The following is a 19,958-nucleotide window of genomic DNA, read 5'->3' on the forward strand; positions in this document are numbered from 1 at the left end:
ACGAGGATCGGAGCACAGTTTGGAGCAATTATAGGAATGCGGGTTTCTGCTAACCTATAACTGATATTTATTCTCAATATGTCGTGACCGACGGCGTCCCGCCGCCCGCGACTGACGCCGCCACGGAGTTGTACGCGCCATGAAGACCCGCATCGAAAAAGACACCTTTGGCCCCATCGAGGTGCCGCAAGACCATCTGTGGGGAGCCCAGACGCAGCGCTCGCTGCATTTCTTCGCCATCTCCACCGAAAAGATGCCGGAGCCGCTGGTCAATGCGATGGCGCGGCTAAAGCGTTCGGCGGCCAAGGTCAATGCCGACCTGGGTGAGCTGGACGCGCAGATCGCTGACGCGATCATGCGCGCCGCCGACGAAGTCATCGCTGGCAAGTGGCCCAACGAATTTCCGCTGTCGGTCTGGCAGACCGGGTCGGGCACGCAGAGCAACATGAACATGAACGAGGTGCTGGCCAACCGCGCCTCGGAACTCCTGGGCGGCGAGCGCGGCGAAGCGCGCAAGGTGCACCCGAACGATCACGTCAACCGCGGGCAGTCGTCCAACGACACGTTCCCGACCGCTATGCACGTGGCGGCCGCGGTCGAGGTCGAGCATCGCCTGCTGCCGTCGTTGAAGGCGCTGCGCGCCACGCTGGCGGAAAAGAGCGCCGCGTTCTACGACATCGTCAAGATCGGCCGCACCCACCTGCAGGACGCCACCCCGCTGACGCTGGGTCAGGAACTTTCGGGCTACGTGGCCCAGCTCGATCTGGCCGAGCAGCAGATCCGCGCCACGCTGCCGGGCCTGCACCAACTGGCCATCGGCGGCACGGCGGTGGGCACGGGCCTGAACGCGCACCCGCAATTCAGCGCGAAGGTGTCGGCCGATCTGGCCCACGCCACGGGCACGGCGTTCGTCTCGGCGCCCAACAAATTCCAGGCGCTGGCCTCGCACGAAGCGCTGCTGTTCGCCCACGGCGCACTGAAGTCGCTGGCGGCCGGCCTCATGAAGATCGCCAACGACGTGCGCTGGCTGTCGAGCGGCCCGCGGTCGGGCCTGGGCGAGATCAGCATCCCCGAGAACGAGCCGGGCAGCTCGATCATGCCGGGCAAGGTCAACCCGACGCAGTGCGAGGCCATCACGATGCTGGCCGCGCAGGTCCTGGGCAACGACGTGGCGATCAACATCGGCGGCGCCAGCGGCAACTTCGAGCTGAACGTCTACAAGCCGCTGGTGATCCACAACTTCCTGCAGTCGGTGCGCCTTTTGACTGACGGCATGGCCAGCTTCGACAAGCATTGCGCCGCGGGCATCGAGCCCAACCACGAGCGCATTGCCGAACTCGTGGACCGTTCGCTGATGCTGGTGACCGCGCTGAATCCGCACATTGGCTACGACAAGGCCGCGCAGATCGCCAAGAAGGCGCACAAGGAAGGCCTGTCGCTGAAGGAATCGGCGCTGGCGCTGGGTTATGTGACCGAAGCGCAGTTTGCCGAATGGGTCGTGCCGGGCTCGATGACGAACGCGCACAAGCCCTCTTGAACTGGCTTGTGCCACCCGCATGAGATGGCCGCCCTTGCCTGGGCGGCCATTTTTTTTGGGGGGAAGGTCAGCCGCCGGCCAGCAGCAGCCACATCGGGATCGTGACGGCCGAGAACAAGGTGCCCAGCGAGATCAGCACGGCCACCATGCGGCCATCGCCGCCCATGCGCATCGCCAGCACGTACGCCGCCGAGGCCGTCGGCAGCGCCGCGAAGAGCAGCAGCATGCGTGCTTCCAGCGGCGGCAGGCCGACCAGATGCGCCACCAGCAGCGCGACCGCGGGCAGCGCGACGAGCTTGACCGCCAGCATCCAGGCAATCAGCGATCCGTAGCCCTTGCCGCCTTCCCATGCCAGGCTGGCTCCCACGCAGAGGATGCCCAGCGCAATCGCCGCCGCGCCCAGCCGCGCCAGCACGGTGTCGACGGGGCCGGGCAGTTGCAGTCCCGCGAGATTGCAGGCCAGGCCCAGCAGCGTGGAGACCACGAGCGGATTGCGCGCCAGTTCCCGCAGCAGGTTGCCGCCGTTGTGCCGCGCCAGGCCGTACACGGCCGCGATGTTGGCCATGGGCACCGCAAAGCCGACGATCAGCGCCATGACGGTCTGGCCCTGCGTGCCCGCCAGACTGGCCGACAAGGCCAGGCCGATGTAGGTGTTGAAGCGGTAGCCGCATTGCGCCGACGAGGCCAGCCCGAGGGAGGAGGGCCGCAGGACCGGGCCCGCCAGCCACGCCATCGCCACGCCCGCGGCCACGACCGCGGCAGAAGCCTGCAGCAGCAGCGCCGCGTTGCCCGCCGTGATCGGCGTGCGCACGATCGCCTGGAACAGCAAGGCAGGGAACAGCACGAAGTAGACGAGGCGTTCCGTTCCGGCGAAGAATTCGCGTGAAAAACCGAGCTTGTGACGTAGCGCCCAACCCAGCGCGACCAGCATGAAATCGGGGAAAACCAGGAGGGCAACAGACATGGGAGAAGAGGTTTTTGCCGAGCGCCGGGCGGTGGCCGGCGCGCTATGCGGGTGTAAGCGTTTGCTGCTATTCTCCGACATTCTGGCGGGCGCTTGTGCCACAAGCAACCTATAAATGCAGCGCCGACACGCTGCGCACAAGCAATGCGCCCGCACCGTTATCTGCTGTTCCGTCTACAGGCGGACACAACACACAACGGGCCGTCTACAAACGGGCTCGCACTCTTGGAGGAAACACATCTATGAATAAGGTCCGCTCTCTGGCCGTGGCCATCGCCCTTGCTACCGGCGCAGCCGGCACGTTGGGCGCTTCGGTCGCGCACGCCGCAGACAAGTACCCCAGCAAGGCCATCCGCGTGATCGTTCCGTTCGCGCCTGGCGGTTCCACCGACATCATTGCGCGTCTCGTGACGCAGCGCATGAGCCAGGAACTCGGCCAGCCCATGGTCGTTGAGAACAAGGGCGGTGCGGGCGGCGCCATCGGTGCGGCCGAAGCCGCGCGCGCGCCGGCCGACGGCTACACGCTGTCCATCGCCACCGTCTCCACGATGGCCGTGAATCCCGCTTGCCGTCCGAAGGACCTGCCGTACGATCCGATCAAGGACTTCCAGCCGGTCACCAACTTCGCCAACACCGCCAACGTCGTGGCCGTGAACCCCAAGTTCCCCGCCAAGGACTTCAAGGGCTTCATCGAAGAACTGAAGAAGAATCCGGGCAAGTACTCGTACGGCAGCTCGGGCACGTGCGGCGTGCTGCACCTGATGGGCGAATCCTTCAAGATGGCCACCGGCACCGACATCGTGCACGTGCCCTACAAGGGTTCGGGTCCGGCGCTGGCCGATGCCGTTGGCGGCCAGATCGAAATCCTGTTCGACAACCTGCCGTCGTCGATGCCGCAGATCCAGGCCGGCAAGCTGAACGCCATGGCCATCGCCTGGCCCGAGCAGATCGGCACGCTGAAGGGTGTTCCGACGTTCAAGGACGCGGGCTACCCGGTGCTGAACCAGCCCGTCTGGTATGGCCTCCTGGCGCCCAAGGACACGCCGATGGACATCGTGAACAAGCTGCGTGACGCCGCCGTCGTCGCCCTGAAGGACCCGAAGGTCATCAAGGCGCTGGAAGAGCAGGGCTCGGCGCCGTCGGGCAACACGCCGGAAGAATTCGCCAAGGAAATCCAGGAGCAGTTCAACTGGGCCCAGGACGTGGTGAAGAAGCAGAACATCAAGCTGGACTGATGTTTCGCGGGGCAGGCGAATCTGCCCCGATCGATATTGCAGCGGGCGCCTTCGGGCGCCCGTTGTGCTTTGTGGCTATCAGACCCGCGCGTCCAGTCCTTCCAGCAGTGCGGCGCAGGCGGCGCGCAGGCGCTCGATCAGGTCGCGGTGCAGGGCGGAAAGCGGATCCTGGTTGCGCGTCATGATGCTGATCGGCACGCGCAGCGCGGGATCCAGGCGGCGCAGGGTCATGCCGGGACGCAGCATGGCTTGCGCGGTGATGGCGTCGACGATGGCATCGCCGCATCCCGCGTCCACCAGCGCGCACGCCACGTAATGCGTCTGCACCTGGATGGCGACCTGCGGCGCCAGGCCCTGGGCGTCCAGCGCCAGTTGCAGCAATGCGCCGGAGGCGTCGCTGGCGTCCAGCACGATCAGCGTATCGGCTGCCGCGGGGGAACCCGACGCACTGGCGCCCAACGCCGCGGCGCCCGACGCAGCGGCGCCCGACGCTTCTACGCCTCTCGCTTCCGACAGCTCCGACAATCGCAGTGGACCCTGCGCGGCGCGGCGGCTCAGGTGCACGAGCTCGGTGTGGCCCAGCCCCATGCGCGTGAGGCCGGGATAGTCGTTGGTGTCGAACGTGATGGCCAGATCCAGTTCGCGCGTCAGCAGCCCCTGCACCAGCTCGGCGCTGTGATGCGTGTGGATATCGAACGTGATGCCGGGCTGCGCGTCGCGGCTGTCGCGCACGACGCCGGGCAGCAGGCCAAGTCCCAGCGCGGGCGCGCAGCCCAGGCGCAGATGGCCGTTGGGCCGGTCGCGCAGGTTGGACGCCAGCCGGCGCACACTGCTCAGGTCCTGGCTCAGCCGCGCGATCTCGGGCGTCAGGATCTCTGCCTCGCGCGTGGCGACCAGCCGGCCCTTCACCCGGTCAAACAGCTTGAAGCCAAGCTGGCTTTCGGCATGCGCCAGCAACTTGCTGGCGGCGGGCTGTGAAATGTGCAGCGCGGCGGCAGCTTCGGTCAGGGATCCGGTGCGGCGGATCGCTTCGAATATCTCGATGTGGCGCAGGCGCATGGCGCAAACGGGGGCTCTGGTGATCCGTAAACCGCGATTCTAAGCCGGAAGGCGCGCATGGGCAGCGGCGCGGGCCTTTGACTATCATGGACGCCTGCCGGACGTCCGGCGATCACCGGAGCTTTCCATGCGCCTACGCCGCCACGCCGCCCTGCTGCTCGCCGCCGCCATCGCCGGCCTGCCGTTCGCATCCGCCAGCTGGGCGCGCACGCCCGCGGCGGAAGACCTGAATCCCGAAGCCGCCAGCGGCGTCCAGCAGCGCGAGCTCGTGCGCGCGCCGCATTTCATGATGGTGTCCGCCAACCCCCTTGCCAGCCGCGCGGGCGACGCCATGCTGCGGCGCGGGGGCAGCGTGGTCGACGCGGCCATCGCCACGCAACTGGTGCTCAACCTGGTCGAGCCGCAATCATCGGGCATCGGCGGCGGCGCCTTCATGGTGGTGTATTCGGCGGCAGACGGCCAGATCCGCACCTACGACAGCCGCGAGACCGCGCCCGCGGCGGCGCGGCCCGACCGCTTCCTGGATGCCGAGGGCAAACCGCTGCCCTTTGCACAGGCCGTCAACAACGGCATGTCGGTCGCCGTGCCCGGCCTCTTGCGCGGGCTGGAACTGGCGCACAAGGCGCAGGGCAAGCTGCCCTGGGCCGATCTGTTCCAGCCGGCGATCGAATTGGCGGAATCGGGCTTTGCGGTGTCGCCGCGCCTGCACGCGCTGCTGGCCGGCAACAAGGCGCTGCCGCAACAGGCCGCCGCCGCCGCGTACTTCTACGCGCCGGACGGCACGCCGTGGCCCGTGGGGCACGTGCTGAAGAATCCGGCGTTCGCGCGCACCCTGCGCGCCGTGGCCTCGCAGGGCGCCGACGCCTTCTACCAGGGCGACATCGCGCGCGACATCGTGGCGGCGGTGCAGGGCCACGAGAAGCCCGGCGACCTGGCCTTGGCGGACCTGGCGGACTATCGCGCCAAGACGCGCGATCCGGTGTGCGGCGCGTACCGCGGCTATCAGCTCTGCGGGATGGGGCCGCCCAGCAGCGGGCCCATCGCCGTGTTGCAGATGCTGGGCGAGCTGGAGCAGTTCCCGCTCAGCCGGTATGCGCCCGGCACGGTGCAGGCCGTGCACTATTTCTCGGAGGCTGGCCGGCTGGCCTTTGCCGACCGCGATTTCTACGTGGCGGACCCCGACCTCGTGCGCGTGCCGGTGCGCGCCTTGCTGGACCCGGCGTATCTGCGCGCGCGCGGCGCCCTGATCCAGCCGGATCGCAGCATGAAGGTGGCGCTGCCCGGCGATCCCGAAGGCAAGCTGCTGTCGCTGGGCAAGGACAACGCGCTGGAGCTGCCGTCCACCAGCCATCTGGTGGCGGTCGACGCGCAGGGCAATGCCCTGACCATGACGACCACGATCGAAAGCGAATTCGGCAGCAAGATCTTCGTGCGGGGCTTTCTGCTCAACAACGAGATGACCGATTTTTCGTCGTCGTTCAAGGATCCCGAAGGCCGGCTTGTGGCCAATCGCATCGAACCGGGCAAGCGGCCGCGCAGCTCGATGGCGCCGATGATGGTGCTCAAGGAGGGCAAGCCGTACCTGCTGGTGGGCTCGCCGGGCGGCAGCGCCATCATCAACTACGTCGCCAAGACGCTGGTGGGCGTGCTGGACTGGAATATGGACATCCAGTCGGCGATCGACCTGCCCAACATGGGCAGCCGCAACAAGGAAACCGAACTGGAGAAGGGCACGGCGCTGGAAGCGCTGGCGCCGGAGCTTGAGCGCATGGGACACCCCGTGCGGATCACGGAGTTTCCCAGCGGCATCCACGGCATCGTCATTGACGCCAAGGGACTGGAAGGCGGCGCGGATCCGCGCCGCGAAGGGCTTGCGGTGGGCGGCTGAAGCGCGCCCGGACCCGCGCCGCGCAGCCGCGCGCCAGCGGTCCGGGCGCCCGCGGCCCTTGCGGCATCACTCCAGCGACGACGGGTCCAGCTCCATCCTGGACTCGCGGCGCCGCGCCAGCCAGGTCACGAACCACATCACCACGCCCAGCAGCAGCAGCCAGCCGGCCACCTGGTACTGGATCACGTCACGGCCGGTCAGCGGGGTGACCAGGAACAGGCAGGCGGCGGCGCCCACCCACGGGACGAGGCGGTTGATGGAGAAATGGCGATGCGCCACCTTGTCGCGCCGCAGCACCAGCACCGCGACGTTCACGAAGGCGAACACGCCCAGCAGCAGCAACGCGGTGGTGCCGCCCAGCGCGCGGATGGCCTGCGAGTCGGTCAGCGAGACCAGGATGATGAGGCCGAAGGCCAGCGCCGTCGTGAACAGGATGGCCGTCCACGGCGTCTGGTTCTTGCGGTGCACGTGCGCCAGGAAGGACGGCAGCACACCCTGGCGCGACATGCCGTACAGCAGGCGGCTGGCCATCATCATGTTGATGAGCGCCGAGTTCGCCACGGCGAACATCGAGATGATCGGCATGATGTATTCCACCGGCAGATCCGGCGCGGCGCGCTTGACCACCAGCACCAGCGGCGTGCTGCTCTTGGCCAGTTCGCCCACCGGCACCAGCGCAACGGCGCAGATGGACACCAGCACATAGATGAGCGCCGTGATGCCCAGGCCGGTCAGCATGACCTTCGGGAAGATGCGGCTGGGATCGTGCGTTTCCTCGGCCATGTTGACCGAGTCCTCGAAGCCGACCATGGCGAAGAACGCGAGCGCGGTGGCCGAGGTCACCGCCAGGAACACACTCTTGTCCTCGGGCGTATCGAACGCGACGACGCGCGAGAAATCCGCCTGGCCGTCGGAGATGGCGTAAAAGCCCAGCAGGATGACCATCAGCAGGCCCGACAGCTCGATCAGCGTGAGCACGACGTTGGCGCGCACGCTTTCAGTCGCGCCACGAAAATTGACCAGCATGACCAGCGTCATGAAGCCCAGCGCGCCAAGGGTGATCCAGTGCTTTTCGGCCTCGATGCCCATCGCGGCGAACAGGTTGGCGGCGAAGGCCTGCGAGGCGGTGGCGGCCGACGTCAGGCCGGAACACATGACGGTAAAGCAGACGATGAACGTCAGGAAGTGCACGCCGAACGCCTTGTGGACGTAGAGCGCGGCGCCGGCGGCGCGGGGGTACTTGGTGACCAGTTCAAGGTAGGAAAGCGCGGTCAGCAGGGCCACCCCGAAGGCCACCAGGAACGGCAGCCAGGCCGCGCCGCCGACTTCGGCGGCCACCTGCCCGGTCAGCGCATACACGCCGGTGCCCAGGATGTCGCCAACAATGAATAGCAGCAGCAGTTTCGGGCCCATCACCCGTTTCAGCTGGCCGTGGTCTTGTGAGTCGTTCGTGGCCATAGTCTTTTATTTCCTCTTATGTGGCTCGGGAAAAGCGTGCGGAGAGCAACGCGAGATGCGGAAAAAAGTCTAAGGCGGCAATCGGGCGGCGTGCTGAAACCAAATGTCTAAGTTGTTGCGCGTGGGGCGGCGGCTCGCTTGGGAAAAAAAAGCCCGGCGGGCGCCGGGCGGTTCATCGATGCGGGATCAGCCCTGTCCAGATGGCGGCGCCAGGTCTGGCGGCAGCTTGCGCAGCGTGGCGGGCGTGCGCGACAGCTTGATGGGCGAGCCCACGCCCTTGTAATCGCCTTGTTCCAGCACCATGCCGCGATGCCGGGTGTGCGGATGCGCGAGCGCCTGGTCCACCGTCTGCACGGCGGCGGCGGGCACGCCCGCGCGCAGCAGCTGGTCCGCTAGCGTGGCCGCCTCATGGCGGGCCAGCAGGGCGGCAAGGTCATCGCGCAGTGCCTGGCGGTTGCGCAGGCGGTCCGCGTTGGTGGCGTAGCGCGGGTCGTCGGACAGCGCGGGGGCGTCCAGCGTCCGGGTCAGCATTGCAAATTGGCGGTTGTTGCCGACGGCCAGGAAGATCGGGCCGCTTGCGGTGGGCAGCGTTTCGTAGGGGGCAATGTTGGGGTGCGCGTTGCCGCTGCGCTGCGGCACCTTGCCGCTGTAGAAGTAGTTCGGCGCATGCGGGTGCAGCAGCGACAGCGCGCAGTCGTACAGCGTGATGTCCAGGAATTGTCCCAGCCCGCTGCGCGTGCGCTCGTTGAGCGCCAGCAGGATGGCCACGGCCGCGTTCAGGCCCGTCACCATGTCCACGACCGGCAGCCCCACCCGGGTTGCCTCGCCGTCCGCCTCGCCGTTCACGCTCATCAGGCCGCACATGGCCTGCGCGCAGGCGTCGTAACCCGGCAGGCCGCCCAGCGGGCCATCCGAGCCGAAGCCGCTGACGCGGCAATGGATGAGCGCGGGAAAGGCCTGCTTCAGGTCGTCGTAGCCCAGGCCCCACTTTTCCAGCGTGCCGGGCTTGAAGTTCTCGACCAGCACGTCGGCGTCGGCCAGCAGGTGGCGCAGCAGTTCCTGTCCGGCGGGCTGCGACAGGTCCAGCGTCATGCCGTCCTTGTTGCGGTTCACGCCGACGAAATACGAGGCGGTCTCGCCCAGGAAGGGCGGGCCCCAGCCGCGCGTCTCGTCGCCGCCGGGCGGCTCGATCTTCAGCACGTCGGCGCCGTGGTCGGCCAGGATCTGGGTGCAGTACGGGCCGCCCAGCACGCGCGACAGATCGATCACCTTGCAGCCCGCGAGGGCGCCGGCATTGGGTAGGGTTTGGGCCATGGCTATGCTTCGCGTCAGTCGATGGAAACGTTGGCGCTCTGAATCAGTTCGCGCCACTTGGGGACTTCGGTGGTGATGAAGCTGGACAGGCCCTGCGGCGTCTTGTCCTGCGCCTCGACGATGCCCTGCGTGCGTAGCGTCTGCGCGATCGTGGGATCGGCGAGGGCGGTCTTGAAGGCCTGGTTCAGCGTGTTCACCACATCGGCGGGCGTGTCCTTGGGGGCGACGATGCCGAAGAAGACGCTGACGTCATAGCCTTTCAGGCCCTGTTCTGACAGCGTGGGCAGATCGGGCAGCGCATCGGAACGCTGGGCGCTGGCCAGCCCGATGGGGCGCAGCTTGCCCGCCTTGATGTAGGGCAGCGCGGTCAGGATGTCGGTGAACGACATCGACACCTGTCCGCCCAGCAGGTCGTTCAGCGCGGGTCCGGTGCCCTTGTACGGGATGTGCATGATCTTGGTGCCGGCCATGCGGTTGAACAGGATGCCGGCCAGGTGCGACGACGCGCCATTGCCGGACGAGGCGTAGCTCAGCTTGTCCGGGTTCTTCTGGGCGTAGGCGATCAGTTCCTGCAGGTTGTTGGCGGGCACCGACGGGTTCACCACCAGGATGTTGGGCAGGTGGCCGATGCGGATGATGGGCGCGAAGCTGGTCTCGGGGTTGTAGTTCTGCTTTTTGTACAGGCTGACGTTGATGGCCAGCGGGCCGGACGTGCCGAACAGGATGGTGTAGCCGTCGGGCTTGGCCGAAGCGACATATTCGGAGCCGATGTTGCCGCCCGCGCCGCTGCGGTTTTCGACGATGACGTTCTGGTTGAGGGGCTCGCGCAGCTTTTCGGCCAGGCGGCGCGCCAGCGCGTCGGTGGGGCCGCCCGGCGGAAAGGGCACCACCAGCGTGACCGGCCGGGCCGTGGGGAAGGCGTCGGCTGCCACGACGGGCGTGGCGGCGATGGCGGCGGCCGCCAGGAACAGGGGGGCAAAATAGCGTTTCATGCGTGTCTCCAGTGGATGACGCGCCGGCTGTGCCGCCGGCGTCGGGTTACCGCGAAAGCCCTGACAGGTGCTACAGCGCGTATTGCAGGATGGCCTGGCAGGCCGCGCTTTCGTCAGGCGGGATGGCGTAAGGGTCGCGCGGCGCCAGGCGGTGCAGCAGCACCTGGTCGGCCAGCCGTGCGCGGGTTTCCAATCCCGCGCCGGTGGCTTCCCACCGCAGCGCGGCCATGGAGACGGCGTGATAAAGCAGCGACGCGGCCTGGCGGGCCAGCTGCGCATGGTCGCCCTGCGCGGCGTGTTCCGCCAGCGCATAGGTCTTTTCCAGGGCGCTGGCCTGCATGCCTGCCAGTTCGGGCGGGCAGGGCGCGCCGTCCGCCAGCAGGCGGTCGATGTGGCTGCGCAGCGCCGGCAGGGAGTTTTCTTTCTTGATGGCGCGCAGCACGTCCAGCGCGACGATGTTGCTGGTGCCTTCCCAGATCGAGCCCAGATGCGCGTCGCGCACCAGGCGCGGCTCGGTCCATTCCTCGATGTAGCCGCAGCCGCCGCGCACTTCCATCGCGTCGCCCGTGACCTTGCGCGCGTCGCGGCACGCGCGGAACTTGATCAGCGGCGTCAGGATCCGGGCCAGCGCGGGGTCGGCCGCGCCCTGGTCGGCGTCGGCCAGCGCACGCGCCGTCTGGAACATGACGCTGCGCGCCTGTTCCGCCCACACGGTCATCTTGACGAGCTGGCGCTGCATGAGCGGCATGTCGATCAGGCGCTTGCCGAACGCGCGGCGGTGCTGCGATACGTAGATGGCCTCGGTGACCGCGCGGCGCATCAGGCCCGCGGCGCGCATGCCGTTGGACAGGCGCGAGTTGTTGATCATGTCGGCCATGTGCTTGAAGCCGCGGCCGCGTTCACCGACCAGCCAGGCGACGGCGCCCTCCAGTCGGATCTCGCCGCTGGCCATCGAGCGCGTGCCCAGCTTGTCCTTCAGGCGCAGGATGCGGTAGTGGTTGTGCGTGCCGTCGGCCAGGTCGCGCGGCAGCAGAAAGAGCGACACGCCCTTCAGGCCCGCGTCCGGTTCACTGCGCGCCAGCACCATTGCGAAACCGGCGTCAGGGTTCGAGCAGAACCACTTGTCGCCGTGGATGCGCCAGGTGCCGTCATCCTGCGGCTGGGCCGTGACCTCGGTGGCGCTGACGTCCGAGCCCGCGCCCTGTTCGGTCATGAACATGGCGCCTTGGCGCAGCGTGTCGAAATCCTGCGAAGTCACCTGCGGCAACACGCGCTCGACCAGCGCGGGATCGCCGAATTTGCGCAGGGTGCGCGCCAGCGAGTCGGTCATGCTGACGGGGCAGCACAAGCCAAATTCGGCCTGCACGAAAAGATGGCTGAGCGCGTACTTGGCCGCGGCGGGCATGGGCTCGGGCCAGCCCAGCACGCCGCCCCGGTGGGACAGCGCCGCCAGGCCGAATTCGCTGTAGGCCAGGCGTTCAAGTTCGACGTAGGCGGGATGCTTGTCGATGCGGGATTCGTCCGTGCCGGCGCGGCTGCGCACCGATAGCGTGGGCGGGTGCTTGTCGGCGACCGACGCCAGTTCGTCCATGACGCCGCCGGCCAGTTCGCCCAGCCGGCTCAGATGCGGCAGCAGGTGCGCATGCAGCTCGGCCGGCAGGTAGCGGCGGCTCAGCGCCTCGGCGTAGGGGTCGGCATCGAACAGATTCAGCCCCCGGGAGTCCGGTACGGGCGTGGCGGTGGCGGCAACAGGCAAGACAGGGGTATCCATGGCGGCATCCGGGTCGGGACGGGAGATGCCCTATGTTGCGGGGGTTGATTCATCTACTCAAATACTGTTTTGATGTAGATCAATCCAAAATAAATATAGATGTGCCCAAAGGAGGGACGCATGGATCTTGAACCGCGTCTGCTGCGCTACTTCATCGCCGTGGCCGAAGAGCGCCATTTCAGCCGGGCGGCGGCGCGCCTGCATATTTCGCAGCCGCCGCTCAGCTACGCGATCCGCCAACTGGAAGAAAACATCGGCGCGCGCCTGCTGGCCCGCACCAGCCGGCACGTCGAGTTGACCGACGCCGGCCAGGCGCTGTACCACGAAGCGGTGATCCTGCTGCGCCAGGCCGAGGAGGTCCGCACGCTGGTGCGCCAGGTGGACGCAGGCCTGCGCGGCCGGCTGCGCATCGGCTTCGTGGGGTCCATGCTGTATCGCGGACTGCCCGCGCTCTTGAACGTCATGCGCAAGGAACTGCCCGACGTGGAACACGTGCTGACCGAACTGAACTCGAACGACCAGATCGAGGCGGTGCGGCGCGGCGAGCAGGACCTGGGCTTCATCCACGCCAATCCGGTGCCGGAGGGCGTGCAGGCGCGCGACCTGATGGCCGAGCCCTTCGTGGTGTGCCTGCCCGATGCGCATCCGCTGGCAGATCGCCAGACCCTGCGGTTGACGGAACTGGCGCAGGACGACTTCGTTTTTTTCGCGCGCGCGGCGTCGCCCAGCTATTACGAGACGGTATTGGCCATGTGCGTGTCGGCCGGCTTCATGCCGGCGATCCGGCACGAGGTGCGCCACTGGCTGAGCGTGGCCTCGCTGGTGTCGCAGGGCTTGGGGGTGTCGATCGTACCGGCCTGCCTGTCGCGCAGCGGGCTGGCGGGCACGCGGTTCATCGCGTTCGAGCACGAGGCGCGCTCGATCAGCCAGGTGATCTGGCCGGATGCGGCGCGCTCGCCCTTGCAGGAGCGCGCGGTGGCGCTGGTGGGGCAGGCGTTTGCGCCGTGGCAACCCACCCCTGCAAGGGCCTGAGGATCAGCGGAACACGACGGTCTTGTTGCGGTTCAGAAGGATGCGGTGTTCGACGTGGCTGCGCACCGCGCGCGAGAGCACCAGGGATTCGATGTCGCTGCCCACCTGGGTCAAATCCTGCGCCGTCATCGTGTGGTCGACGCGTTCGATGTCCTGGTCGATGATCGGGCCTTCGTCCAGGTCCGACGTCACGTAGTGCGCCGTGGCGCCAATGATCTTCACGCCGCGCGCATGCGCCTGGTGGTAAGGGCGCGCGCCCTTGAAGCTGGGCAGGAAGCTGTGGTGAATGTTGATCGCGCGGCCGGTCAGGGCGCGGCACATGTCGGCCGACAGGATCTGCATGTAGCGGGCCAGCACGACCAGGTCGATGTTTGCCTCGTCGACGATCTTGAGCACCTGCTTTTCCTGTTCCAGCTTGGTGTCGGGCGTGACCGGCAGGTAGTGGAACGGAATGTTGTAGGTTGCCGCCAGGCTGGCGTAGTCGTTGTGGTTCGAGACGATGGCCGCCACTTCGGCATGCAGATGGCCGCTGTGCACGCGGAACAGTAGGTCGTTCAGGCAGTGGCCCTGCTTGCTGACCATGATGAGCAGGCGCTCCTTGCGGCGCGCGTCGTGCAGCTTGAGCTCCATGCCGTAGTCGGCGGACATCGCGTCCAGGCGGGCGCGCAGGTCGTCGGCGGACGCGCTGACCGGAAGGTCAAAGTGCACGCGCAGGAAGAAGCGGCCCGTCTCTTCGTCGCCGAACTGCTGCGAATCCAGGATGTTGCAACCCAGTTCGAACAACAGGCCGCTGACGCGGTAGACGATGCCGGTGCGGTCGGGGCAGGACAGGGTCAGGATGTAGTCGTTGTGCTGCATGGCAGGAATGGCTGAATAAGAGAGAAGGGAAGCGGGCGGGGTCAGGCGGACAGGCGCGCCAGGGTTTCTTCCGCCAGGGCCAGGCTGGAGGTCAGCCCGGGGGATTCGATGCCGAACAGGTTCACCAGACCGGGCACGCCGTGAACGGCGGGCCCCGCGATGACGAAGTCCGCGGCCGGTTCGTGCGGACCGGAGATCTTGGGGCGGATGCCCGTGTAGCCGGGCGCCAGCGCGCCGTCGGGCAGGGCGGGCCAATAGCTGCGCACGGCTTCGTAGAACACATCGGCGCGGGAGGGATCGAGGGTGTAGTCCTCGGTGTCCACCCATTCGGTGTCGGGGCCGAACTTGGCCTGGCCGCCCATGTCCAGCGTCAGGTGCACGCCCAACCCGGCATGCTGCGGCACCGGGTAGATCAGGCGCGAGAACGGCGCGCGGCTGGACAGCGTGAAATAGCTGCCCTTGCACAGGTAATCGGTGGGAATGCTGTCCGCCGGCACGCCCTCGATGCGGCGCGCCAGCGCGGGCGCCTGCAGGCCGGCCGAATTGATCAGCACGTTGCAGGTCAGGCTCATGGCGTCGTCGCCGCCGAATTGCAGCTCGAAGCCGCCTTCAGGCCGGACGCGGCCCGACGCGAGCGGCGTATGGAAGACGCACTGGGCGCCCGCGTTCTCGGCGTCGCCCTGGAACGACAGCATCAACGCGTGGCTGTCGATGATGCCGGTCGACGGCGACACCAGCGCGGCGGTGCACTGCAGCGCGGGCTCCAGGCGCATGGCTTCTTCGCCTGAAATGAATTGCAGATCGTCCACGCCGTTGGCGCGGGCGCGCTGGGCGATGCCTTCAAGCTGGGTGGCCTGCTCGGGGCTGGTGGCCACGATGAGTTTGCCCAGCCGGCTGTGCGGCACGCCGCGTTCGGCGCAGTACGCGTACAGCAGATGCTTGCCGCGCACGCACAGGCGCGCCTTCAGGCTGCCGGCGGGGTAGTAGATGCCGGCGTGGATGACTTCGGAGTTGCGCGAGCTGGTGCCGGTGCCGATGGCCTCGGTGGCTTCGGCGACCAGGACTTCACGGCCCGATTGGGCCAGCGCCCGGGCGATGGCCAGGCCGACGACGCCGGCGCCGATGACGACGCAATCGACGTCGGCGCTCATGGCTTGGCCTTTTCTGCGCGGGTGCCGGCCGGCGTCAGATCGAACCCGCCGGCGTGAAAGACCAGCGGCGGTTCGCCGCTATGTCCGCAACGTTCGACTTCTCCGACCATGATGACGTGATCTCCCTCGACGTAGCGACTGCGGTTGCGGCATTCGAACCAGGCGGCGCAGTGGCCGTCCAGCATCGGCGTGCCGCCCGGGGCATGGTGCACCTGCAGCCCGGCATAACGGTCCCGCGTCTTGCCCGTCGCGAAGCGGCGCGCCAGCGCGATCTGGTCGGCGCTCAGCACGTTCACGACGTAGCGCTCGCACTGTTCGAAGGCGTCCAGCGACGACGAGCCCAGCGACAGGCTCCACAACACCAGCGGCGGATTCAGCGAGACCGAGTTGAACGAGCTGACGGTCAGGCCGATGGGGGCGCCGTCCAGGCCGGTGGTCGTCACGACCGTCACGCCGGTGGCGTATCGGCCCAAGGCGGTGCGAAAGAAGACGGAGTCGAAATCAGGGGAGGAGGCGGACATGCAATAGACAGTTCGGTCGGGCGCAGGAGGCGCCCGGCGGATGGACGCCCCGCGTCGGGGCGCCCCGTATCAGGGAGACAGGCGTTCGATCTTCCAGCCCGCCCCGTCCGCCACGTAGCGCAGGCGGTCGTGCAGGCGGGACGGGCGGCCCTGCCAGAATTCAAAGGCCGTGGGCTTGAGGCGATAGCCGCCCCAGTGCGGCGGACGCGGCGGTTGTTCGCCGAAACGCTCGCGGAATTCCTTTTCGCGGGCTTCCAGCTCTTCACGGGTGATGGGCTGGCTCTGGCGCGAAGCCCAGGCGCCGATGCGCGAGCCGGCCGGGCGGCTGTGATAGTAGGCGTCCGACTCTTCGGCCGCCACCTTTTCGACCACGCCCTCGATGCGGACCTGGCGTTCCAGCGGCTGCCAGAAGAACAGCAGGCTGGCGCGCGGCTCGGCTTGCAGGTCCAGGCCCTTGCGCGATTCGTAATTGGTGAAGAACGTGAAACCCTGCTCGTCAAACCCCTTGATGAGGACGATGCGGGCGCTGGGCTGGCCGCTGGCGTCCACCGTGGCCAGGGTCATGGCGTTGGGTTCGGGCACCTTGGCGGCCAGGGCCTCGTCGAACCAACGGGTGAATTGCTCGAACGGCGAGGAGGCTGCCTGGCTTTCCAGCAGCACATTCTTTTCGTAGCTTTGACGCAGATCAGAGACGGACATGGTCTTGGGGGTTCAGCGTTGATAACACGGAGTTTATACCGCCTGGGAGACCGGCCCCTCATTGACCCCGCGCAGGCCCCGGACAAGTTTGCCGCCTCCAGCCGCGGGGGCGCGTCACGGGCCCTCGGGCAGCGGGTGGCCGTCCAGCTCCAGCCGGCGGGCAATGGCGTCGAGCCGGGCGTCGTGGATGCCGGCGGACCGCAGGGCCTGGGCCGTCTGCACCACGTAATCCGTGCAGGGACCGTAGCGTCCTGCCGCGCGGCGTACGATGGCCAGCAGTTCCGCCTCGGGCAGGGCCCGGATATAGGCGGGGTTGTCGCGGTTCATGATGAAGACCAGCGCCCGGACGACGCCTTCGTCCGTGGCGCAGTTGATCCAGCGGGGCAGATAGGCGCCGGTGGACATTTCGCGCTCCCAGAGGGCGGGGAAGTAATGGGGGACCTGTTCGCCGGCCAGGCGGTACACCACGCCCCGGCAGGATCCGCCGCGGTCCAGGCCGAACACCAGTCCCGGGCACTCGGGCGTGCCCCGGTTCACCCGCGACCACAGGCAAAGCGCGCGGTGGTGGCCGCGCAGCGTGGCCAGGCGGCGTTCCATGAAATCGAAATCCGGCCGCCAGATAAGCGATCCGTACCCGAATACCCATACATCTTCCCCAGCCGGCCAGTGCCGCAGCGCGTCGTCGAGCGAGGCTTGCCGTTCCTCGGGCGTCCACAGCCGGAAGGGCAGCGTGGCGCCGGAGAGGTCAGAGTGGGATGACTGCTTGTTCACGACTACGTATTCCGTTCAGACTCGTGCGGAGGGTTGCGGTTGGCCCAGCCCCCGGCCATCAGCGCCACGGAGTAGGCCCAGAAAAGCGGGGCAACGCCAATTACCGCACCCAGCGCCCCGAAGGTCAACGGCAGGGAGACCTGCGAACCGTTGATGAGCGCCATGCGCAGGCCCACCGCCTCGGCCGCGCGGCCGGGGGGCGAGTGCTGGTGCAGCAGGGCCAGCATGCTGGGCTGACAGCAGCCCAGGGCCAGGCCCAGGATGAAAGACAACACGATCAAGACGGTAACGTCGGTGAACAGCGGGTAAAGCATGAAGTCGATGGCCGCGGTCGCCATCGCTACGCGCACCAGCGTCCAGGACCGAACGCGGCGCTGGATAAGAGGCAGAATCAGGCGGATGACGAACGTTGCCGCCGCGAAGGAGGCAAGAATGAGGCCGATTGTGGTGGCTGACAGCCCGATCGCCACGCCAAAGATCGGCACGACGAACAGGTGGGTGTCCCATGCGCCGGACAAAATCGTGTTGACCATGAGAATGCGGCGCAGCGCGGGCACGGCCAGCAATTCGGTCACGCGGCGGCGCTGGGCCTCGCGCACGCCCGTGATGGCCGCATCCACGGCCTTCAATTGATGACGCAGGCTGTACAGGCCGACCGCCGACAGTAGCGGGCCGACCGCCAGAAGGCCGAATGCCGTCCGTGTGCCCAGGTGGTCGATCGCCAGCCCGGCAATCAGCGGACCGGAAAAGCCCGATCCGGCCAGTGCCAGGGACATGAAGGAGAAGTTGCGCAGCCGCTGCTCGGGCTCGGCGTGCCCCAGCAGATCCTGTGTGGCCACCTGGTGCAGCATGAAGCCGATCCCGATGGCGCAGGACGCCACCAGCAGCGCGGACTGGGTTTGCGAGATAGACGGCAGTAGCGTGCCGAAGGCGACCAAAGTGGTGCCGATGACGAGGGGACGCACGATGCCGACGCGGTCCACCCAGCGTCCCGCCCGCACCGAGAACAGCATCGGCAGGACGGCAAACACGGCGACCAGCGTGCCGACCGTGAAGGTGGACAGCCCCATCTGCAGCGCCGTCAGGGAAACGGTGATCCGTCCCCCGGTCAGCGCCACATGATTCATCATTGCCAGCAGGCACAAAAGCACCGCCCCGGAAAATTCCGGGGAACTGGATGGCGAGGAGGGGGATCTGTTGGAGGTAGACACGGCTTAACTGCATTCATTCTGTTCGTAACATCCGTCTATGTCGAGGCGACGCTTTTTTGCGCTGCGTCATGGGGTGACTAGTCACTCTGCGGAGTTAACAGGCTCTAGCGGACAAGTCCCCCGCTTATTCGGCAAGATGACGGCACGTTCACGGCAGGTGCGGTAAAACGGTTCCGCAACCTCCCGGGGATCGTTGTATCGTTCACGCAACGGAACCCTCCGCGCGGTGCAACCCGTCTCTGGTATTCACCGCTTTTTTGCCGCATTACCGGCGCCGCAGATGGCGCCCGCCGTTCCCATCGTCCAGGTTCAATGAAAAAGTCCCGCAGCAAGTTCAAGCGCTACGCCCTGATAGCCGCCATCCTCCTGCTTCTCGTTTTTGGCGCGCGAGCCGCGTTTTTCTCGGCCCCGCCGCCGCCCACGTTTGCCGTGGCCGAGGTGTCGCGCGCGGACCTGGAGGACAGCGTGCTGGCCAGCGGCACCATCGATGCCATCGAGCGGGTCAGCGTGGGCGCGCAGGCCACCGGCCAGTTGAAGTCCCTGAAGGTGGAACTGGGCGACCGGGTCAAGAAGGGCCAGCTGGTGGCCGAGATCGACGACCTGACCCAGCAGAACGAGCTGCGCAACGCGCAAGCTGCGCTGCAGACTCGGCGCGCCGAGCGGGCCGCCAAGGTGGCCACGCTGAAACAGGCGGAGCTGGCCTTCAAGCGCCAGCGCCAGATGCTGGCGGCGGACGCCAGCTCGCGCGAGGCCTACGAAACGGCCGAGGCCACGCTGGCCGTGACCCGCGCCGAGATCGCCTCGCTGGACGCGCAGATCGCCCAGGCCGAGATCCAGGTCGACACCGCCCAGGTCAACCTGGGCTACACGCGGATCGTCTCGCCGATCGACGGCATGGTGGTGGCGGTGGTCACCAAGGAAGGCCAGACCGTCAACTCGATCCAGAGCGCGCCCACCATCATCAAGGTGGCGCAGGTGGACACCATGACGATCAAGGCGCAGATCTCCGAGGCGGACGTGACGCGGGTCAAGCCCGGCCTGCCGGTCTACTTCACCATTCTCGGCGAACCCGACGAGCGCTACCGCGCCACGCTGCGCGCGGTGGAACCGGCCCCGGATTCCATCCAGAAGGAAGACGCGGCGTCGTCGCTGACGACCTCATCCAGCACATCCACCAGCGCCGCGGTCTATTACAACGGCCTGTTCGACGTGCCCAATCCCGACGAGAAGCTGCGCATCTCGATGACGGCGCAGGTCTTCATCGTGCTGGGCGAGGCGAAGGACGCCGTGGTGGTGCCCGCCTCGGCGCTGGGCAAGCGCGGCAAGGACGGGCGCTACGAGGTGCGCGTGGTGCTGGACGGCAACAAGACCGAGACGCGGCAAGTGCGCATCGGCATGAACAACAATGTGCAGGCGCAGGTGCTGGAAGGCCTGGAGGTGGGCGAACGCGTCGTGTCGGCGGATTCCTCGCCGGCCGCCGCCAAGCCGGGAGCCTGA

The 19,958-nt window shown here is 67.4% G+C and carries 17 protein-coding genes; 5 read left to right on the forward strand and 12 right to left on the reverse strand.

Annotation, left to right across the window (positions count from 1 at the left end):
• Nucleotides 1-139: 139 nt before the first annotated feature.
• Nucleotides 140-1,537 (forward strand): class II fumarate hydratase, encoded by a 1,398-nt coding sequence (fumC, locus tag LN047_RS04685; protein WP_056321003.1) that lies wholly within the window; start codon nucleotides 140-142, stop codon nucleotides 1,535-1,537.
• 67 nt (nucleotides 1,538-1,604) lie between these two features.
• On the opposite strand, the gene LN047_RS04690 is transcribed toward fumC, so the two are convergent.
• Nucleotides 1,605-2,582 (reverse strand): AEC family transporter, encoded by a 978-nt coding sequence (locus tag LN047_RS04690; protein WP_373981221.1) that lies wholly within the window; start codon nucleotides 2,580-2,582, stop codon nucleotides 1,605-1,607.
• 161 nt (nucleotides 2,583-2,743) lie between these two features.
• Here LN047_RS04690 and LN047_RS04695 point away from each other — a divergent pair, with 161 nt between their 5' ends.
• Nucleotides 2,744-3,736: a tripartite tricarboxylate transporter substrate binding protein BugE gene (locus LN047_RS04695; protein ID WP_338618093.1), complete on the forward strand. Its 993-nt coding sequence runs from the start codon at nucleotides 2,744-2,746 to the stop codon at nucleotides 3,734-3,736.
• A gap of 78 nt (nucleotides 3,737-3,814) precedes the next feature.
• Here LN047_RS04695 and LN047_RS04700 read toward each other — a convergent pair whose 3' ends face one another.
• Nucleotides 3,815-4,795 carry a LysR family transcriptional regulator gene (locus LN047_RS04700; RefSeq protein WP_373981222.1) on the reverse strand — a complete coding sequence of 327 codons (981 nt, stop codon included), beginning with the start codon at nucleotides 4,793-4,795 and terminating at the stop codon, nucleotides 3,815-3,817.
• 127 nt (nucleotides 4,796-4,922) lie between these two features.
• Here LN047_RS04700 and ggt point away from each other — a divergent pair, with 127 nt between their 5' ends.
• Nucleotides 4,923-6,683, forward strand: a complete 1,761-nt coding sequence (gene ggt / locus LN047_RS04705) for a gamma-glutamyltransferase (protein ID WP_373981223.1) — start codon at nucleotides 4,923-4,925, stop codon at nucleotides 6,681-6,683.
• Between the two features lie 66 nt (nucleotides 6,684-6,749).
• On the opposite strand, the gene LN047_RS04710 is transcribed toward ggt, so the two are convergent.
• The 4 genes from LN047_RS04710 to LN047_RS04725 form a co-directional block, all read right to left on the reverse strand.
• Nucleotides 6,750-8,141 (reverse strand): APC family permease, encoded by a 1,392-nt coding sequence (locus LN047_RS04710; protein ID WP_056321019.1) that lies wholly within the window; start codon nucleotides 8,139-8,141, stop codon nucleotides 6,750-6,752.
• Between the two features lie 186 nt (nucleotides 8,142-8,327).
• Nucleotides 8,328-9,455 (reverse strand): CoA transferase, encoded by a 1,128-nt coding sequence (locus LN047_RS04715; RefSeq protein ID WP_279213279.1) that lies wholly within the window; start codon nucleotides 9,453-9,455, stop codon nucleotides 8,328-8,330.
• A 14-nt stretch (nucleotides 9,456-9,469) separates the two neighbouring features.
• On the reverse strand, nucleotides 9,470-10,447 hold the full coding sequence (locus LN047_RS04720) for a tripartite tricarboxylate transporter substrate binding protein (protein ID WP_226848231.1): 978 nt from the start codon (nucleotides 10,445-10,447) through the stop codon (nucleotides 9,470-9,472).
• A gap of 70 nt (nucleotides 10,448-10,517) precedes the next feature.
• Nucleotides 10,518-12,218, reverse strand: coding sequence for an acyl-CoA dehydrogenase family protein (locus LN047_RS04725; protein ID WP_373981224.1), 1,701 nt, complete (start codon nucleotides 12,216-12,218; stop codon nucleotides 10,518-10,520).
• Between the two features lie 120 nt (nucleotides 12,219-12,338).
• Between LN047_RS04725 and LN047_RS04730 the strand changes: the two genes are divergently transcribed.
• The gene (locus tag LN047_RS04730) at nucleotides 12,339-13,250 is read left to right on the forward strand and encodes a LysR family transcriptional regulator (RefSeq protein ID WP_373981225.1); all 912 of its coding nucleotides are present in this window, start codon (nucleotides 12,339-12,341) and stop codon (nucleotides 13,248-13,250) included.
• 3 nt (nucleotides 13,251-13,253) lie between these two features.
• Here LN047_RS04730 and purU read toward each other — a convergent pair whose 3' ends face one another.
• From purU to LN047_RS04760, 6 genes are all read right to left on the reverse strand, one after another.
• Nucleotides 13,254-14,108, reverse strand: a complete 855-nt coding sequence (gene purU / locus LN047_RS04735; RefSeq protein WP_056321032.1) for a formyltetrahydrofolate deformylase — start codon at nucleotides 14,106-14,108, stop codon at nucleotides 13,254-13,256.
• Nucleotides 14,109-14,149: 41 nt separating this feature from the next.
• Nucleotides 14,150-15,259, reverse strand: coding sequence for an NAD(P)/FAD-dependent oxidoreductase (locus tag LN047_RS04740; protein ID WP_373981226.1), 1,110 nt, complete (start codon nucleotides 15,257-15,259; stop codon nucleotides 14,150-14,152).
• Nucleotides 15,256-15,780, reverse strand: coding sequence for a flavin reductase family protein (locus LN047_RS04745; RefSeq protein ID WP_056321038.1), 525 nt, complete (start codon nucleotides 15,778-15,780; stop codon nucleotides 15,256-15,258). Before LN047_RS04745 ends, LN047_RS04740 begins: the two co-directional genes overlap by 4 nt.
• 69 nt (nucleotides 15,781-15,849) lie before the next feature.
• Complete coding sequence (pdxH, locus tag LN047_RS04750) at nucleotides 15,850-16,479, reverse strand: pyridoxamine 5'-phosphate oxidase (RefSeq protein WP_056321041.1); 630 nt, start codon at nucleotides 16,477-16,479, stop codon at nucleotides 15,850-15,852.
• Between the two features lie 114 nt (nucleotides 16,480-16,593).
• A complete protein-coding gene (locus tag LN047_RS04755) occupies nucleotides 16,594-17,250 on the reverse strand; it encodes a gamma-glutamylcyclotransferase (protein WP_108005390.1) in 657 nt (218 codons plus the stop codon).
• A 2-nt stretch (nucleotides 17,251-17,252) separates the two neighbouring features.
• Nucleotides 17,253-18,461 (reverse strand): MFS transporter, encoded by a 1,209-nt coding sequence (locus LN047_RS04760; protein WP_128830020.1) that lies wholly within the window; start codon nucleotides 18,459-18,461, stop codon nucleotides 17,253-17,255.
• A gap of 312 nt (nucleotides 18,462-18,773) precedes the next feature.
• On the opposite strand from LN047_RS04760, the gene LN047_RS04765 reads away from it, so the two are divergent.
• On the forward strand, nucleotides 18,774-19,958 hold the full coding sequence (locus tag LN047_RS04765) for an efflux RND transporter periplasmic adaptor subunit (protein ID WP_373981227.1): 1,185 nt from the start codon (nucleotides 18,774-18,776) through the stop codon (nucleotides 19,956-19,958).

This window comes from Achromobacter sp. JD417 (genome assembly GCF_041879325.1).
Taxonomy (GTDB): domain Bacteria; phylum Pseudomonadota; class Gammaproteobacteria; order Burkholderiales; family Burkholderiaceae_B; genus Achromobacter; species Achromobacter mucicolens.

Bases quoted from the DNA above. Each gene is read 5' to 3' on its own strand.
- purU (WP_056321032.1), bottom strand. From the start codon at position 14,108: ATGCAGCACAACGACTACATCCTGACCCTGTCCTGCCCCGACCGCACC.
- pdxH (WP_056321041.1), bottom strand. From the start codon at position 16,479: ATGTCCGTCTCTGATCTGCGTCAAAGCTACGAAAAGAATGTGCTGCTG.
- LN047_RS04730 (WP_373981225.1), top strand. From the start codon at position 12,339: ATGGATCTTGAACCGCGTCTGCTGCGCTACTTCATCGCCGTGGCCGAA.
- LN047_RS04720 (WP_226848231.1), bottom strand. From the start codon at position 10,447: ATGAAACGCTATTTTGCCCCCCTGTTCCTGGCGGCCGCCGCCATCGCC.
- ggt (WP_373981223.1), top strand. From the start codon at position 4,923: ATGCGCCTACGCCGCCACGCCGCCCTGCTGCTCGCCGCCGCCATCGCC.
- LN047_RS04700 (WP_373981222.1), bottom strand. From the start codon at position 4,795: ATGCGCCTGCGCCACATCGAGATATTCGAAGCGATCCGCCGCACCGGA.
- LN047_RS04745 (WP_056321038.1), bottom strand. From the start codon at position 15,780: ATGTCCGCCTCCTCCCCTGATTTCGACTCCGTCTTCTTTCGCACCGCC.
- LN047_RS04725 (WP_373981224.1), bottom strand. From the start codon at position 12,218: ATGGATACCCCTGTCTTGCCTGTTGCCGCCACCGCCACGCCCGTACCG.
- LN047_RS04710 (WP_056321019.1), bottom strand. From the start codon at position 8,141: ATGGCCACGAACGACTCACAAGACCACGGCCAGCTGAAACGGGTGATG.
- fumC (WP_056321003.1), top strand. From the start codon at position 140: ATGAAGACCCGCATCGAAAAAGACACCTTTGGCCCCATCGAGGTGCCG.
- LN047_RS04765 (WP_373981227.1), top strand. From the start codon at position 18,774: ATGAAAAAGTCCCGCAGCAAGTTCAAGCGCTACGCCCTGATAGCCGCC.
- LN047_RS04740 (WP_373981226.1), bottom strand. From the start codon at position 15,259: ATGAGCGCCGACGTCGATTGCGTCGTCATCGGCGCCGGCGTCGTCGGC.
- LN047_RS04695 (WP_338618093.1), top strand. From the start codon at position 2,744: ATGAATAAGGTCCGCTCTCTGGCCGTGGCCATCGCCCTTGCTACCGGC.
- LN047_RS04715 (WP_279213279.1), bottom strand. From the start codon at position 9,455: ATGGCCCAAACCCTACCCAATGCCGGCGCCCTCGCGGGCTGCAAGGTG.
- LN047_RS04690 (WP_373981221.1), bottom strand. From the start codon at position 2,582: ATGTCGGAGAATAGCAGCAAACGCTTACACCCGCATAGCGCGCCGGCC.